Source organism: Candidatus Pelagibacter sp. Uisw_092 (assembly GCF_047729545.1).
Taxonomy (GTDB): Bacteria; Pseudomonadota; Alphaproteobacteria; order Pelagibacterales; family Pelagibacteraceae; genus Pelagibacter.
The window spans coordinates 914,734-930,051 of record NZ_CP159824.1 but is presented as its reverse complement, the minus strand read 5'-3'; the positions used below and the strand labels follow the sequence as shown (position 1 = coordinate 930,051).

Genomic DNA, 15,318 nt, shown 5'->3' with positions numbered 1-15,318 from the left:
CGAAAATAGGCGATATACTAATGAATAACAAATTTTCTAAAATACTTAAAAAAAAAAATAGATCTAAGATTATTTGTTTGACAGCATACTCTAAAAATATTGCTCAAATTATAGATAGACATTGTGATATTGTTTTAGTTGGAGACTCATTAGGATCTGTTTTATATAATTACAAATCAACGAAAAGTGTAACACTTGATATAATGATTGAACATTCTAAGAGTGTGAGAATGGGAGTAAAAAAAAGCCTTATGGTTGTTGATATGCCACATAACACTTATAGAAATAGCTCAGAAGCTTTAAAAAATGCAAAAGTAATTATTTCAAAAACAAAATGTGATGCAGTTAAGTTAGAGGGCGGTAAAAAGATATATAATATAGTTAAAACACTCATTAAAAATAAAATTCCAGTAATGGGGCACTTAGGAATTCTTCCTCAGTCAGCCAAAAATTTTAAAGCTAAAGGAAAAAAAACAATAGAAAGAAATAGTCTTTTAAAAGATGCTAAAATTTTAGATGAATTAGGTGTTTTTTCCATTGTACTAGAATGTGTAGAAAGTTCATTAGCAAAAGAGATTACAAAAAATATAAAGATACCTACGATTGGAATAGGAGCATCAGTTTATTGCGACGGCCAAGTCTTGGTTACTGATGATTTGATAGGATTAAATTTTATTAAGGTTAGGTTTGTTAAAAAGTTTGCAAATATTACAAAACAAATAAATAATGCTATAATTAGATTTAAAAATGAAGTTAAAAATAAAAAATTTCCAAAGAAAATTAATAGTTATTAAGATATGAATTTTAGTAAAGAAGAATACAAGTTTAGATTAAAAAAAGTTCAAAAATCTATGCAAGATAAGGGTATAGAATTACTAATCTCTCACGACACAGCTAATATGAATTATCTTACAGGATATGACGCTTGGTCATTTTATTATGCACAAGCAGTAGTAGTTCATGTAAATGCTGAAGAACCATTGTGTTGGGTTAGAAAGCAAGACTCAGGTGGGGCCTATATAAAAAGTTATTTAAAAAATGAAAATATTTTAGTTTATGATGAAAAATATATTCATACATGGCCACTTCACCCTTACGATAATCTTGTAAACATTATTAAAGAAAAAAAGTGGGACAGTCTTACAATAGGCTTAGAGATGGATAGCCATTATTTTACAGCATATTGTTATGAAAAAATAAAACAAGGATTACCAAATGCAAAATTAAAAGATTCTGAAAGATTGGTTAATTGGGTGCGTGTTGTAAAGTCAAATACTGAAATAGAGCTTATGAAGTCAGCTGCACTTATTTCTCAAAAAGGAATGCAAACGGCAATTGATGTGATAAATCCAGGTGTCAGACAGTGTGATGCGGTGGGTGAAATTCAAAAAGCATTATTTTATGGAACTCCAGAATTTGGTGGTGAATATTCAAGTATTGCAACGCTACTTCCAACAGGAAAAGGTACTTCAGCATCACATTTAACAGCAACACAAGATAAGTTTGTTGAGGGTGAGGCTACAATTATTGAACTTTCAGGGGTATATCAAAGGTACCATTGCCCAATGGCAAGAACTGTTTTACTTGGAAAACCAGATCAAATGAAAATTGATACTATGAATAAAACAAATGAGGCTCTTCAAGCTGGAATAGATGCAGCAAAACCTGGACAAACTGCAGATGATGTTGCTCAAGCTTTTTGGAAAATTCTAGATAAATACGGAATAGAAAAAACTTCTAGAACTGGTTATTCAATAGGAATTGGTTATCCACCAGATTGGGGTGAGCATACCCTTAATATATCTAAAGGTGATATGACTATATTAGAACCAAATGTTACTTTTCATATGATTGCTGTAATGCAATTTGGAGGGTGGGGTGTTGAAGCGTCAGAAGCAATACGAATAACTGACAAAGGATGTGAGTTATTTTGTAATTTTTCAAAAGATCTTCATATTAAGTAGTTAAAATAAAAAAACTTGATAAATAAGCTAACAAATGTTTTAAATCTCCTGGAGAAAATATGGCAAAAAATAAAGAATTTGTAAAATTTGACAATGTAGACAAAAGCTACGATGGTAAAATATTAGTCGTTAAAGGATTGAATCTAGACATTGAAGAAGGTGAGTTTGTAACTATGTTGGGACCCTCTGGTTCTGGTAAAACAACTTGTTTAATGATGCTTGCTGGTTTTGAAACTCCAACTCACGGAGAAATTTATTTAGATGGTAAGGTTATCTCAAATATTCCACCTCACAAAAGAGGAATAGGAATGGTATTCCAAAACTATGCGTTGTTCCCTCATATGACTGTTTATGAGAATTTAGCTTTTCCATTAAGAGTGAGAAAAATTCCAAAAGATGAAGCAGATAAAAAAATTGATAAGGCCTTATCAATGGTTTCACTACACGGTTTTGAAGCAAGAATGCCGATGCAATTATCTGGTGGACAACAACAACGTGTTGCTGTTGCAAGATCATTAGTTTTTGATCCACAGGTAGTACTTATGGATGAGCCGCTTGGAGCATTAGATAAGAATTTAAGAGAAAGCATGCAATATGAAATTAAACATATTCATGAAAGCATTGGTGTAACAGTTGTTTACGTTACACACGACCAAACTGAGGCTTTAACAATGTCAAACCGTATTGCAGTTTTCAATGATGGTAAAGTTCAGCAGTTATCAAGCCCTGATGAATTATATGAAAAACCAGTTAATTCTTTTGTTGCTGAATTTATTGGAGAAAATAATAAATTTTTAGGTCAGGTTGCAGATATTTCAGGAGATAAATGCAAAGTAAAATTAGAAGATGGTACAGAAATTTTAGCAAATCCAGTTGCTGTAAAAGCAAAAGGTGATAAAACTAAAGTTTCACTAAGACCTGAAAGAGCAATTATAGATCCTACAGATAAAATGGATAACAATCATAAAGGTAAAATTAAAGAAATAATTTACCATGGTGATCACACAAGACTTAGAGTTGATTTACTCGGTAATAAAGATTTTATCCTTAAAATACCAAATAGCACTGCAAGGTTAGATCTTAAAAAAGGCAATGTACTTAATATTGGCTGGAACAGTATTGATTGTAGAGCTTTAGATCCTAAATAAATTTTAAAGATTATCCTAAGAAATAAAGGCAAATTAGCCTTAATTGGCTGTTGACTCATTGAGCCTATATTGTTTTACTTTCACTTTATAAAATAACAAACGTTAACGTTAAATAGGAGAATAAATGAAAAAATTAAGTAAATTATTACTTGCTCTATCTTTTGTACTATCTATCACAACTTCAGCATTTGCAGTTACTGTAGTGTCTTGGGGTGGTGCTTATACTGAAAGTCAAAAGTTAGGTTATGGTGATCCTACTGCAGCTAAGTTAGGTATACCTGTTAATTGGGTAGACTACACAGGTGGATTATCTGAAATTAAAGCTCAAAAAGAAGCTGGAAAAATCACTTGGGACATCATTGATGTGTATGCAAAAGACACTATCATTGGCTGTGACGAAGGTATTTTTGTTGAATTCGATTTCGATAAAGACTTCGCACCTGCTCCAGATGGAACAAAAGCTTCAGATGACTTCTTTACAAGTATGCCTTCTAAATGTGCTGTAGGAAACATTTTATACTCTTGGAACTTTGCTTACAACAAGAACAACGTAAAAGGTACTCCAAAATCAGTAAAAGACTTTTTTAATACTAAAAAGTTTCCTGGTAAAAGAGCTATCTACAAAGGTGCAATGTCTAGTATAGAAATAGCACAAGCAGCTATGGGTACAAAAGCTGGTAAAGGTGGTTCTAAGATCTATGATAAACTTGCAGCTGACGGTGGAGTTGATAAAGCGATAGCTAAAATTAAAGCACTTTGTGAAGATCCAAAAGGCGGATGTGTATTCTGGAATGCTGGAGCACAGCCACCAGAACTACTAGCTAATGGTGAAGTTGTTATGGCTACTGGTTGGAATGGAAGATTCTTTAATGCACAAATGGAAGGAACTCCAATTGTACAAGTATGGGATGCACAAATTCTTGACTATGAGTATTTCGCTATGGTTAAAGGTGGACCTAACGATGCTAACGGTAAAGCTATGAAAGTTCTTAGAGAAATGACAAGTACTGAAGGTCTAGCAGGAAGTGCTAAGTATATTGCTTACGCTCCTTGGAGAAAATCTTCAATTGCTATCATGGAAGCTGGAGAGCCTTGGTATAAAGATGGTAAGACAAGCATGGTACAACACATGCCTACAGCACCAGCTAATACTAAAAACTACATTCTTATGAACCCTGAGTTCTGGGCAGATAACCAGGATGAAATTGGTGAAAAATGGGAAGCTATGAAAGCTGGTCTGTAATTTAATTATAGATTAAACTTTTAATAAAATTTAGGGCGGTTACAAAATAACCGCCCTTTTTTTTAAGAATTTTTAAAATATGAGTACAGAACAAATATTATCATCAGACGGAACACCTTTAGAGATCAGTTTAAAGAAGGCTGAAAGAAAAAATAAGTTTAAAGCTGTAATGCTTGTGGGACCATTATTCCTGTTTCTTATAATTACATACGTATTTCCAATAGGAGATATGTTATTTAGAAGTATTGATGATCGTAAGATCACTCAAATGCTACCAAATACTTTTACAGCGATTGAAAAATGGGATGGCAAAGATCTCCCAGGAGAGCCAGTTTATGCCGCACTTTATGAGGATTTGGCTTATTTAAAAAAAACTAAAACTTACGGTAAGATTATAGCAAGGTTGAATTATGAAAAAGGTGGATTTAGTAGCTTAATAAAAAAAACAGTTAGAAAACTTGGAAAATTTGAAGAAGGTAATTATAAAGAACAGTTTATAGAAGTTCACAAAAGATGGGGTCAAAATGATTACTTGGTTTCTTTAAAGAATGCTGCACCCAATTGGACTTTTGCTAAATATCTAAAAGGTGTTGATTTAAAGTATGATCAAAATGGTAGTATAGTGGAACAACCAGAGGACAGAAGAATTCATAAAATACTATGGTTAAGAACCCTCAAAGTTGCTTTTTGGGTAACTATATTTTGTTTCATTCTTGCTTATCCAATTTCATACTTATTAGCTACATTACCAATGAAATACAGTAATTTATTGATGATATGTGTACTTCTTCCATTCTGGACATCGCTTTTAGTTAGAACCTCAAGTTGGATGGTTTTACTTCAACAGCAAGGCCCAATTAATGATTTAATTGTATGGCTTGGTTTTGCTGCAAATGATGCTAGGCCAGAATTAATGTATAATGTAATTGGAACTTTTGTTGCAATGACTCAAATTTTATTACCATTTATGGTTTTACCGCTTTATAGTGTAATGAAAACAATATCTCCAAGCTTGATGAGAGCTGGAAAATCTTTGGGTGGAACACCTTTTGTAGCATTTAGAAAAATATACTTTCCATTAACAGTTCCAGGAATTGGTGCTGGATCCTTGTTAGTTTTTATTTTAGCAATAGGTTATTATATAACTCCTGCATTAGTTGGAGGAGCAAGTGGTTCTTTGATTAGTAATACAATTGCTTATCATATGAAAAGTTCTTTAGATTGGTCATTTGCAGCTGCATTAGGCACAATGTTGTTGGTTGGCGTTTTAACTATTTACTGGATTTATAATAAATTAGTAGGAATAGATAATATTAAACTAGGATAAACTATGTCATTACCAAATTATACAGCATGGAATTATAGAATTTGGCACTACACATATTTAACCATTTGTGGATTAGTATTTTTCTTTTTAATTGCACCATTGTTTATAATTTTACCTCTTTCATTTAATGCTGAGCAATACATTCACTTTTCCAAAGGAATGTTAGCACTTGATCCAGATGCATTTTCGTTGAGATGGTATGAAGACATGATCTATGGAACTAAAAACCCATGGGGACTTGCTGCAAAAAATAGTATCATCATTGCTTTCTTTGCAACTATTGGCTCAACAATTCTTGGAACAGTTGCAGCATTAGGTTTAAGTAGTAGGCATATGCCTTACAAAGCAGCATTTATGGCTTTATTGATATCACCAATGATTGTTCCTTTAATTATCTCAGGAACTGCAATATTTTTCTTCATGGCAAAAGTAGGTTTGGCTGCAACACATACAGGAATAATTTTAGCACATATTATTTTAGGTACACCATTTGTAGTTATTACAGTAACAGCAACATTAACAGGATTTGATCATAGCGTTACAAGAGCTGCTGCAAGTTTGGGAAGTAATCCAGTAAATACTTTTATGAAAATAACATTACCATTAATTTTACCAGGTGTTATTTCTGGTGCATTATTTGCCTTTGTAACTTCTTTTGATGAAGTTGTAGTAGTATTATTCTTAGCAGGATTAGAAAATACCACTATTCCAATTCAAATGTGGGTTGGTCTAAGAGAACAGCTAAGTCCAACAATAATGGCAGTGGCAACATGTTTAATTATAATGTCCACTTTAATACTGGTGAGTGCAGAGCTTTTAAGAAGAAGATCTGAGAGACTAAGAGGAATTAATAGGTAATTTATTTACTAAGTTAATTTTTTTTATTATAAACGTCCGTTCAATTTAAAATCTTATGGAAATTAAAAAAGTAGTAGTTATTGGTTCAGGCACTATGGGTAGTGGTATTGCTGCACATTTATGTAATGCAAATATTCCAGTAACCTTGCTAGATTTAAAAACTGAAATAAGTGAGCAAGCACGAGATAAAATTCACAAATCAAGGCCTCCACTTTTGTTAGATAAGTCAAAAATAAACAACATTAAAGTAGGAAATATTTTAGATAATTTTGACGAGGTTAAAGAGGCAGATTGGGTAGTAGAAGCTGTCGTTGAAAGAATAGATATCAAACATGATATCTATAAAAAAATATTTAAAGAAAGAAAAAAAGGTGCAATAGTTTCTTCGAATACATCATCTATACCTATTAAGGTTTTATCTGAATATTTATCAAAAGAGGAAAAAAAAGATTTTTGCATTACTCACTTTTTTAACCCAGTTAGATACATGGGGCTATTAGAGATAGTTAAAAATGAAAATAATGATTTAGATAAAATAAACGCTTTAAAAAGTTTTTGTGAAACAGAGCTTGGAAAAGGTGCAATTATTTGTAATGACACTCCAGGTTTTTTAGGAAACAGAATAGGTGTTTTTGCAATGCAAGTTGCAATGACTGAGGCTTTTAAAATGAAACTTAGCATAGAAGAAGCGGATGCAATTTTTGGAAGACCAATGGGTATACCAAAAACAGGTGTGTTTGGTCTTTATGACTTAATTGGCATAGATTTAATGGCTGATGTTTTAAAAAGTTTTATTAAAGAATTATCAGAAAATGATATTTTTCAAATAGTTGCAAAAGAAATTCCTTTAGTAAAAACCTTAATAGAAACTGGATACACAGGTCGAAAAGGCAAGGGAGGGTTTTATCGGGTTAATAAAACTGGCGAGGTTAAAGTCATGGAAGCAATTAATCTTGAAACTGGAGAATATGTAGCAAGTAAAAAGATTAATATTAAATTAGATAAAGTTGATCTTAAAAAATTAATCTCAAGAGAAGACAAGTATGGTGAGTATGCCTGGTCTGTTATTTCTAAGATTATTAAATATGCTTCTTCTTTAGTTCCATCAATTACAAAAGATTTTAATGATATCGATGAAGCAATGAGGTTAGGCTTTAATTGGACTAAAGGGCCGTTTGAAATGTTGGAGGAGATCGGAGTTGAAACTTTTTTTGATAAGATCGATGACTTTAAAGGAAATGTTTTTTTAGAAAATCTATTTCAAAGCAGAAATCAAGATTTTTATGGATCTAGACAAAAATATACTGACATAGAAACATTTGGAAAAGTTAAAAAGAAAGCATTAAGTATAGATGGAAATAGCTCAGCTCAGATATATAGATTTAATGATTTTAATATTGTCGAGTTTACAACTAAAGCAAATGCGCTAGATTATGATTCAATGAATGCTTTAAAAAAAGCTACAGATAAACCTTTAATTATAATAAATGAAAGTATGCAATTTTCTGCTGGAGTAAATCTGAGTTATACGATGGATTTTGCAAATAAGAATGATTTTAAATCTATAGAAAAATTTATTAGATATTTTCAAGAAACCTGCAAACACCTTAAGTATTCCAATCACCCAGTTGTTTCTGCACCATCAGGATTAACACTTGGTGGAGGATTTGAAGTTATGGTTCAAAGTAATTTTGTAGCTTCACATACAAACATTGTAGTTGGATTAGTGGAAACAATAGTTGGATTAATACCGGCTGGTGGGGGATGTAAGGAAATGTTAGCAAGGTGGCTTGATACAGATGAAGCTAAAAAAGATCCTCATTACGCTCCTCTTAAAGTATTTGATATTATTGGTTATGGAAAAACTGCAACTTCACCAGTTGAGGCAGAACCATTAAAATACTTAAAACCTGAAGATAAAAAGATAATGAATAGAAATAGTTTATTAGAGGTTTCAAAAAAAATCTTAAATAGTAATAAAGAATTTAAAGCTCCTTTAGAGACAGAATTTAATCTCCCAGGAAAAGAAGTTTTAATAGAAATGAATAAAATTGTAGAAAAACTTTACAATGAAAAAATAATTCGTGAGCATGGTGTTACAGTTGCAAAGGAATTGGCTCATGTCTTGAGTGGAGGAGATACAACTACTAATAAAATTTTATCAGAAGATGATTTATTTAAGTTAGAATTAGACGCTTTCATGAGACTAATTGAAAAAAAAGAAACTCAAGATCGAATTAAACATACATTAGCAACAGGAAAACCTTTAATTAACTAATATTTTTCATCTTCTTTTTTCTTTATCTCATTATCTATTATTTCTTCTACAACTTCTTCTTTTTTAAATTCTATTATCTTTTCATTTTCTTCTTTTTCTCTAATTAATTGGTCATTAAATTTCTTTATCAATTCTTCTTCTTTTTCTATTTGTTCCTTATCAAATTTCCTTTCCCATTCTTTTATTCTTTCTTCTTCATCTTTTACTCTTTTTTCCTCAAGAAGCCGAGCTTCAGTTATTTTTTTTTCTCTTAGGTTTTCCAATCTTATTTCTTCTTCTTTTAATTGTAAATCTTCTTCTGTTTTTCTGTGATTGGCATCTTTTATTCGTAATTCTTTGAGCTCTTCTATTTCTGATTTTTCTTTTAGTCTAAATTGGTTCTCTTTTTCTCTTAACTCATCAGCTTCCTTTAATATTTTAATTTCTTTTTCTCTTAATCTCTCTGCCTCAATTTTTTTGATATTTTGTTCCAATTCATCAAGCTTTTGTTTTTGATAATTTAATTTATGTTCCTCTTCTTTTAATCTTTGCTCATCTTTTTTTTGTTTATCAATTTCAATTTCTTTTAATTTTTCCTCCTCATCTTTTGCTTTTTGTTGAGCTTCACGAGCATTCTGTCTTTCAAGAGACGTTAATTTATCTTTTTCAATTTTAGCCCTTTGCTGCTCTTGTCTTATTCTTTGCTTTTCAAGAAATTCTAATCTTAGTTTTTCTTCTTTTAATTTTAAATCATCTTGTCTTGCTTTTTCTTCATCTTCATCTCTTAGTTTTTGTTCTTCAGCTCTGATTCTTTGAGCTTCAAGTTTAATCTTTTTTCTTTCAATTTGTTGTTGTTGTTTTATGATTTTTATTTTTATTTTTTCTTGATCCTCTATTCTTTGTTTTTCTTCCTTAATTAGCTTTAATTCATTTTGTTTAATTAACTTTATCTCTTCTATCTTTTGTTTTTCTTGTTCTAATTTTTCTTTTTTTAATTCTTTAATTTTTTCTATTTTTAATAACTTAATTCTATTTAGTTTTTTTTGATTAATATTTTTTTTGAAATCTTTATATTTTTCAGTTAAAGAAAATGATTTGATTTTTTTAAGCTTATCTAAGTTTATTTTTTTTAGAATTTTTAATGGGCTTTTAAATAAATTATTACTGTCTATATTGATCTTCTTAAGCTCTTTCTTAAGCTGATTTTTCATACATGTAGTTTGATTGATTTTACTTCACACAAAAAGCTTTATAGTGTCTATATTGGGTACAACCTGTAATTTAGTACTGTTTTTTTTATTGGTTTATTTAACTAAGTTAATAGTTCAGCAATATTTTGATCTAATTTTTTTTGAAAATTCTTATCATTACCTGGATTTGCTGCACAATGCCCATAAGGTGAGTCTACAGGCCTTAATAATGATTTTTTAATAAATCTTTTTTCAAATCTATTTTCTTCTGTTCTAAAATATAAATCTTGATTGCATGGCATTAAAATTGTTTTTGCTCTTATTGATTTAAGCGCACCAATATAATCACCTTTATATTTTGGATTTTTACTAATATCATTTAACTGCCAAGTTTTTAATTTACTTAAAAGGTTATTAGCATCCCAATTTTTTGCATGATCGTTAGCCCAATTTTTAAGTAGATCTTCTACGTTTGTAAAACCAAATTTCTTATAAAGTTTTTTTCTATAAAAATCTTGAGAGAATGCCCAACCGGCATATACACGCCCAAAGGCTTTTAAACCTGCAATAGGTTGTTTTTTATATTTGCCTTTATTCCAATTTACATCTGCTATTAATGCGGCCTTAACACCCTCTAAAAATACATGATTATGTGTTGAGGTTTTTGAAGATGCACAGAAAGGAAGAATTGATTTAACCATATCAGGATATTGAGCTGCCCACTGATATGACTGGCAACCCGCCATAGACCAACCAGTCACTAATGCAATTTTTTTTATTTTAAGTTTTTCATTTATTAATTTATGCTGACAATAAATATTATCCCAAAGTGTTATTTTGGGAAATTGAGAACCATGCTGTAATTTATCACTATTACTTGGTGAGGTTGAAAGACCATTACCAAACATATTTATTGAAATAATGAAATATTTATTCGGATTTATTGCCCTATTTTTTCCAATAAAACCTTCATTACGAATATGAGTACCCGTATAAAAGGTTGGAAGTACAATTACATTTGATTGTTCTTTATTAAGTTTGCCATAAGTTTTATAAACTAATTTAGCAGACTTTAAAATCTTGCCAGATAAAAGTTTAACATTTCCTAAGTTAAACTCCTGATATTTTTTCATTAATAAAGTCTAAGATACTCTTTTACTTCCCAATCTGTAACTGCCTGATGATATCTTTCCCATTCATCATTTTTATAGGCAAGTAACGATTTTTTCATTACGGGACCCAAAACTTCATCAGTCAATTTGTCATTTTTGAGAGCTTCAATTGCAGCTAATAAATTTCTTGGAAGTCTTTGAATTCCAAGTTTTTTAAATTCACTCTCAGACATATTGTATAAATCCTGATCAGTAGGCTCTCCTGGATGTATCTTATTTTCAATTCCCTCAATTGCTGCTGAAATTGTCATCGAAAGTGCAAGATAAACATTCATTGTCATATCTGCTGCTCTATTTTCAATACAATATCTATTTTGAGGTAATCTAAATTGTGCAGACCTATTATTATGTCCATAAGTAATGTTTGTTGGAGCCCAAGTTACAGTTCCACCTTCAAAACCACCAACTCTTGGCACTAATCCGTTGTATGAATTTACAGTTGAGCACGTAATGGAAGTTATTGCTTCAGCATGTTTCATTAATCCACCAACAGCAAAGATCAATTCTTTAGACCATTTATTTCCACCATCAAATACATTTTTTCCATTTTTATCTACCATTGAAAAATTAATATGAGCTCCTGACCTCCAGTCACCTATAGTAGGTTTTGGCATAAAGGTAATAAACATATTATTTTTTTTAGCTATTTCTTTTAAAAGAATTCGAAGGAAAACTAACCTGTCTCCCATCTCTAAAAGGTTTGTATAATGAAAATCTAATTCAAATTGAGAGTAAGCTCCCTCTGCAACTACATCATGTATCATCCAGCCCAGATCATTTAAAATATCTATTAGTTCTTTTAAAAAATGCATTGAATCTAATGTGTGTTCTACATCGTAACCAAAAGCCTGCCGTCGAGGCCTGATACCTTTAGCTGGATCATTATCAATGGCTTTGACTGGCTCACCATTTTCATCATACTTCATTGCAATAAATTCTGGCTCTATCCCAGCCATTCCTTTATAGCCAGCATCTTGGGCTTTTTGCATAGCACGCTTTAAAGCTTGTCGGGGACAAACATTGTAAGGTTTATCTTCCCAAAAAAGATCTGCAAAAATAATAGCAGTAGTAGTGTCCCATGGACAAATATAAACAGCATCTAAATCTGGTAACATGACCTGATCAGAGTCTGCAGGGGTAAGCTCAGGTACAAAAGAAATTGAATGAACAGCAAACTGAGGCCCTTTACCCAGGCATAATGGTTCAAAATCAGTCATTGGTACAGGCTTTGATTTTGGTATACCATGGAGATCAATCCAACTGGATAAAACATACTTTACACCAGCAGCTTTTAATCTTTTATGAACAGAAGGTATTTTTTTTCTATTACGTTCAACTGCATCTTTAAAGTTTTCATAATAAATTTTTTCATCCTTACTCATACTAACCTCCTTTAGCTTTACTATTGTGGCATATCTTCAGGGTCTATTCCTGGTACGAATGTAATACCAGCTTGTTGTTTCCAATCATGAGGATAAGCAGCATAAAATATTACACACTTTTCGTCACATTCGTAAGCAATATGATTATCTTTTGGGATATAAAGCACATCTCCAGGGTTACAAATATAAGACTCACCATTACATGTAAGGCGAAAAGTTCCTGTCATACAATAGATGATTTCATCACAAGTTAAATCCCATGGTATAGAAGCTTTGTTTAAAAAATTTAAACCTCCACACATTGTGTTACTCACTTTGCTGGTTACAAAAGGCTTAATATAGCTTTTTCCTGGCTCTAAAGCATGAAGTCTATTTTCAATATCTTTAAATTTATATAATTGTGGTTTTTTTGACATTTATACTCCTTTTCTATTTAAACTTTTACTGGTTCATTTAACTCAACTTTGTATCCATCTGGATCTTCGCAAAAGGCTATTATTCTAGTTCCGTGCTTCATAGGACCTGGTCTACGGGTAATATTTATGCCTAATTTTGCAAGATCATCACAAGCTTTATAAACATCAGGTGTTTCTATACAAATATGTCCCCATCCATTACCTTTGTCATAATCATCTTTTTGATCCCAATTACAGGTTAGTTCTAGACATGGCGATTTTATTTCAGGACCATAACCAATAAAAGCATTAGTAAATTTCCCTTCTGGATAGTCTGTTTTTCTTAAAATTTTCATCCCTAAAGTTTTGCAATAAAAATCAAAAGACGCTTCTAAATTTTTAACTCTGATCATAGTATGAGCAAGTCTGTAACCCTCCAGGTTAATTTCTTTAGACATTTTTTACCTTTGTGGTTATTTTAAAAGATCTTTTAATAGAATTAATTATAAGTTTTTGAAATGCTTGAACTCCTTTTTCCCATACAGGAGATAAAAGTCCACCATTACTAGATGCTGGAGAAGATCTACCTTCTTGTAATCTTTCACACATTTCATGATCTTCTTTATGAACACTCCACCAAATATCCTTAGTTGCTTTAATTTCTTTTTTAGTCATCACTTTATTATTTATAGTATAGATTATTCTTTTTTGTGAGGTTACGCCTGGACTTATAGGAATATTTAAATAAACACCAACTTGATTTGGAAAATAAGTACCCATTATAAAATTTGGAAAAAGTGATAAGTATCTTGAGGTAACAGATAAAGCACTATAATTTTTTTCATCTTCTTGCTCCACATCAACACCACTTCCATAACACTTGCCATCCACAAAGGTGTAATGATCCTTTAAGGGTTGATTTGTTGTTGTTTTATGGACAAATTGAACATGATAAGGTTCAATAAAATTTTCAATAAGAAATTTCCAATTAGTATTTATTTTACCAAAATCTAAAGTTGCAACATAATTTAATTTTGTTAAATCAATATCATTAAATCTTTTTATAAGTGGTTTAGCATATTCTTCAAATTTTTTTGCCTTTCCATTAAAATTTATAAAAATCCAATCATGCCAAATATGAGTTCTAATTGGCTTTAATCCATGATCTAAAAAATTAAAACCTTCAGGCTTATGTTGATTTGTACCACCTATATGTGGTGCAGCCTTTAATTGTCCATTTAAATTATAGCTCCATGCATGATAAGGACATTTAATAATTTTTCCTACATTCTTTTTTTCATCAACCAGTTTCAAACATCGATGACTACACACATTATGAAAAGTAGAAATTTTGTTTTCTAGATCTTTAACAAGAAATATAGGTTTACTTGCAACGGATAAAGGAATTATATCACCAGGATTTTTAAGTTCATGAACTAGACCAACAAACAACCAATCATCAGATAAAACTGTATTACATTCTTTTTTCCAAAAACCATCATCAGTATAAGATTCTGGAGGTAGTCCATATATAGTATTTAAATTTTTAGGCTTTCTAATCTTGGTAAAGTTTCTCTCTTTAGGCATCTACTGTTCTTTTAAATAAGCTCTGTTGATATATTGAAAACCTTATTTGAGAAAATTGGAGTTTACAATAAAAATAGTTTTAGAGAACTGGCAAATTGGAACAAGAAATTAAGAGTATTAAAATACGTAACTAAACTACTTTTAGATGATTTAATTGAGCATTTTAAAGCTATTAATGAAATCAGGTCTTAGAATATACTCAGAATTATCTGAAAATTTAATTTTATTTAAGACTTTTATTCCATAAATAACTCTACCAACTGGAGTATATTCACTCTCATACAATGGTTCATCATCAAGTATTATAAAAAATTGACTATCTTCTGTATTATTTCTAAAAGTTCTAGCTAAACCAACACTTCCTTTTGTGAAGTTAAATTCACCTTCTAACTCAGAATTGATAGTTCCTAATCCAGATTGACCCGTTCCTATTTTTCCATAATCTAAACTATTTTTTCTACCAAACTCTAAATCTCCAGCTTGAATTAATTTATTTTCAATTACTCTGTGAAAAGCAACATCATTATATCTATTAGCTCTTATTAATGTTTTAAACCTTTCAACTGCATTTGGAGACACATCTGGATAAAGTTCTATGATAACATTTCCACATGGAGCATTAAGTATTGCTATATTCTCTGGATTGCTAAATTGAATATCATTTGGATTATAATTTTTGACAAATAAACATTTATTTTTAATAACCATATAAGAAGTCAAAGAAAATATTGCTAGGAAAATTAAAAAGATTAATAGAATTTTTTCAGATATGGAGGCCCTAATTTCTTTTATCAT

Annotated in this window: 14 protein-coding genes; 7 read left to right on the top strand and 7 right to left on the bottom strand. The window is 30.8% G+C overall.

Annotated features, from left to right (window positions below):
• Window positions 1–20 precede the first annotated feature (20 nt).
• From panB to ABXT63_RS05150, 7 genes are all read left to right on the top strand, one after another.
• The gene (panB, locus tag ABXT63_RS05180) at window positions 21–794 is read left to right on the top strand and encodes a 3-methyl-2-oxobutanoate hydroxymethyltransferase (RefSeq protein ID WP_415320522.1); all 774 of its coding nucleotides are present in this window, start codon (window positions 21–23) and stop codon (window positions 792–794) included.
• A gap of 3 nt (window positions 795–797) precedes the next feature.
• Window positions 798–1,964 (top strand): M24 family metallopeptidase, encoded by a 1,167-nt coding sequence (locus tag ABXT63_RS05175; RefSeq protein WP_415320521.1) that lies wholly within the window; start codon window positions 798–800, stop codon window positions 1,962–1,964.
• Window positions 1,965–2,023: 59 nt separating this feature from the next.
• A complete protein-coding gene (locus ABXT63_RS05170; RefSeq protein ID WP_415320520.1) occupies window positions 2,024–3,112 on the top strand; it encodes an ABC transporter ATP-binding protein in 1,089 nt (362 codons plus the stop codon).
• Window positions 3,113–3,236: 124 nt separating this feature from the next.
• The gene (locus ABXT63_RS05165; protein WP_415320519.1) at window positions 3,237–4,355 is read left to right on the top strand and encodes an extracellular solute-binding protein; all 1,119 of its coding nucleotides are present in this window, start codon (window positions 3,237–3,239) and stop codon (window positions 4,353–4,355) included.
• Between the two features lie 79 nt (window positions 4,356–4,434).
• Entirely contained in the window at window positions 4,435–5,682 is a 1,248-nt protein-coding gene (locus ABXT63_RS05160) for an ABC transporter permease (protein ID WP_415320518.1), read from the top strand.
• A 3-nt stretch (window positions 5,683–5,685) separates the two neighbouring features.
• On the top strand, window positions 5,686–6,540 hold the full coding sequence (locus ABXT63_RS05155) for an ABC transporter permease (RefSeq protein ID WP_415320517.1): 855 nt from the start codon (window positions 5,686–5,688) through the stop codon (window positions 6,538–6,540).
• A gap of 55 nt (window positions 6,541–6,595) precedes the next feature.
• Window positions 6,596–8,818: a 3-hydroxyacyl-CoA dehydrogenase NAD-binding domain-containing protein gene (locus ABXT63_RS05150; protein ID WP_415320516.1), complete on the top strand. Its 2,223-nt coding sequence runs from the start codon at window positions 6,596–6,598 to the stop codon at window positions 8,816–8,818.
• Here the strand turns inward: ABXT63_RS05150 and ABXT63_RS05145 are convergent.
• From ABXT63_RS05145 to ABXT63_RS05115, 7 genes are all read right to left on the bottom strand, one after another.
• Window positions 8,815–10,008, bottom strand: coding sequence for a primosomal protein (locus ABXT63_RS05145; RefSeq protein ID WP_415320515.1), 1,194 nt, complete (start codon window positions 10,006–10,008; stop codon window positions 8,815–8,817). The two genes, ABXT63_RS05150 and ABXT63_RS05145, sit on opposite strands and share 4 nt — an antisense overlap.
• A 101-nt stretch (window positions 10,009–10,109) precedes the next feature.
• Window positions 10,110–11,120 carry an alpha/beta fold hydrolase gene (locus ABXT63_RS05140; RefSeq protein WP_415320514.1) on the bottom strand — a complete coding sequence of 337 codons (1,011 nt, stop codon included), beginning with the start codon at window positions 11,118–11,120 and terminating at the stop codon, window positions 10,110–10,112.
• Window positions 11,120–12,541 carry a glutamine synthetase family protein gene (locus ABXT63_RS05135; RefSeq protein ID WP_415320513.1) on the bottom strand — a complete coding sequence of 474 codons (1,422 nt, stop codon included), beginning with the start codon at window positions 12,539–12,541 and terminating at the stop codon, window positions 11,120–11,122. Before ABXT63_RS05135 ends, ABXT63_RS05140 begins: the two co-directional genes overlap by 1 nt.
• A 20-nt stretch (window positions 12,542–12,561) precedes the next feature.
• The gene (locus ABXT63_RS05130) at window positions 12,562–12,957 is read right to left on the bottom strand and encodes an AraC family ligand binding domain-containing protein (RefSeq protein ID WP_415320512.1); all 396 of its coding nucleotides are present in this window, start codon (window positions 12,955–12,957) and stop codon (window positions 12,562–12,564) included.
• A 17-nt stretch (window positions 12,958–12,974) separates the two neighbouring features.
• Window positions 12,975–13,394, bottom strand: a complete 420-nt coding sequence (gloA, locus tag ABXT63_RS05125; protein WP_415320511.1) for a lactoylglutathione lyase — start codon at window positions 13,392–13,394, stop codon at window positions 12,975–12,977.
• Entirely contained in the window at window positions 13,387–14,523 is a 1,137-nt protein-coding gene (locus tag ABXT63_RS05120) for an aromatic ring-hydroxylating oxygenase subunit alpha (protein WP_415320510.1), read from the bottom strand. Before ABXT63_RS05120 ends, gloA begins: the two co-directional genes overlap by 8 nt.
• A gap of 150 nt (window positions 14,524–14,673) precedes the next feature.
• A complete protein-coding gene (locus tag ABXT63_RS05115) occupies window positions 14,674–15,318 on the bottom strand; it encodes a peptidylprolyl isomerase (protein ID WP_415320509.1) in 645 nt (214 codons plus the stop codon).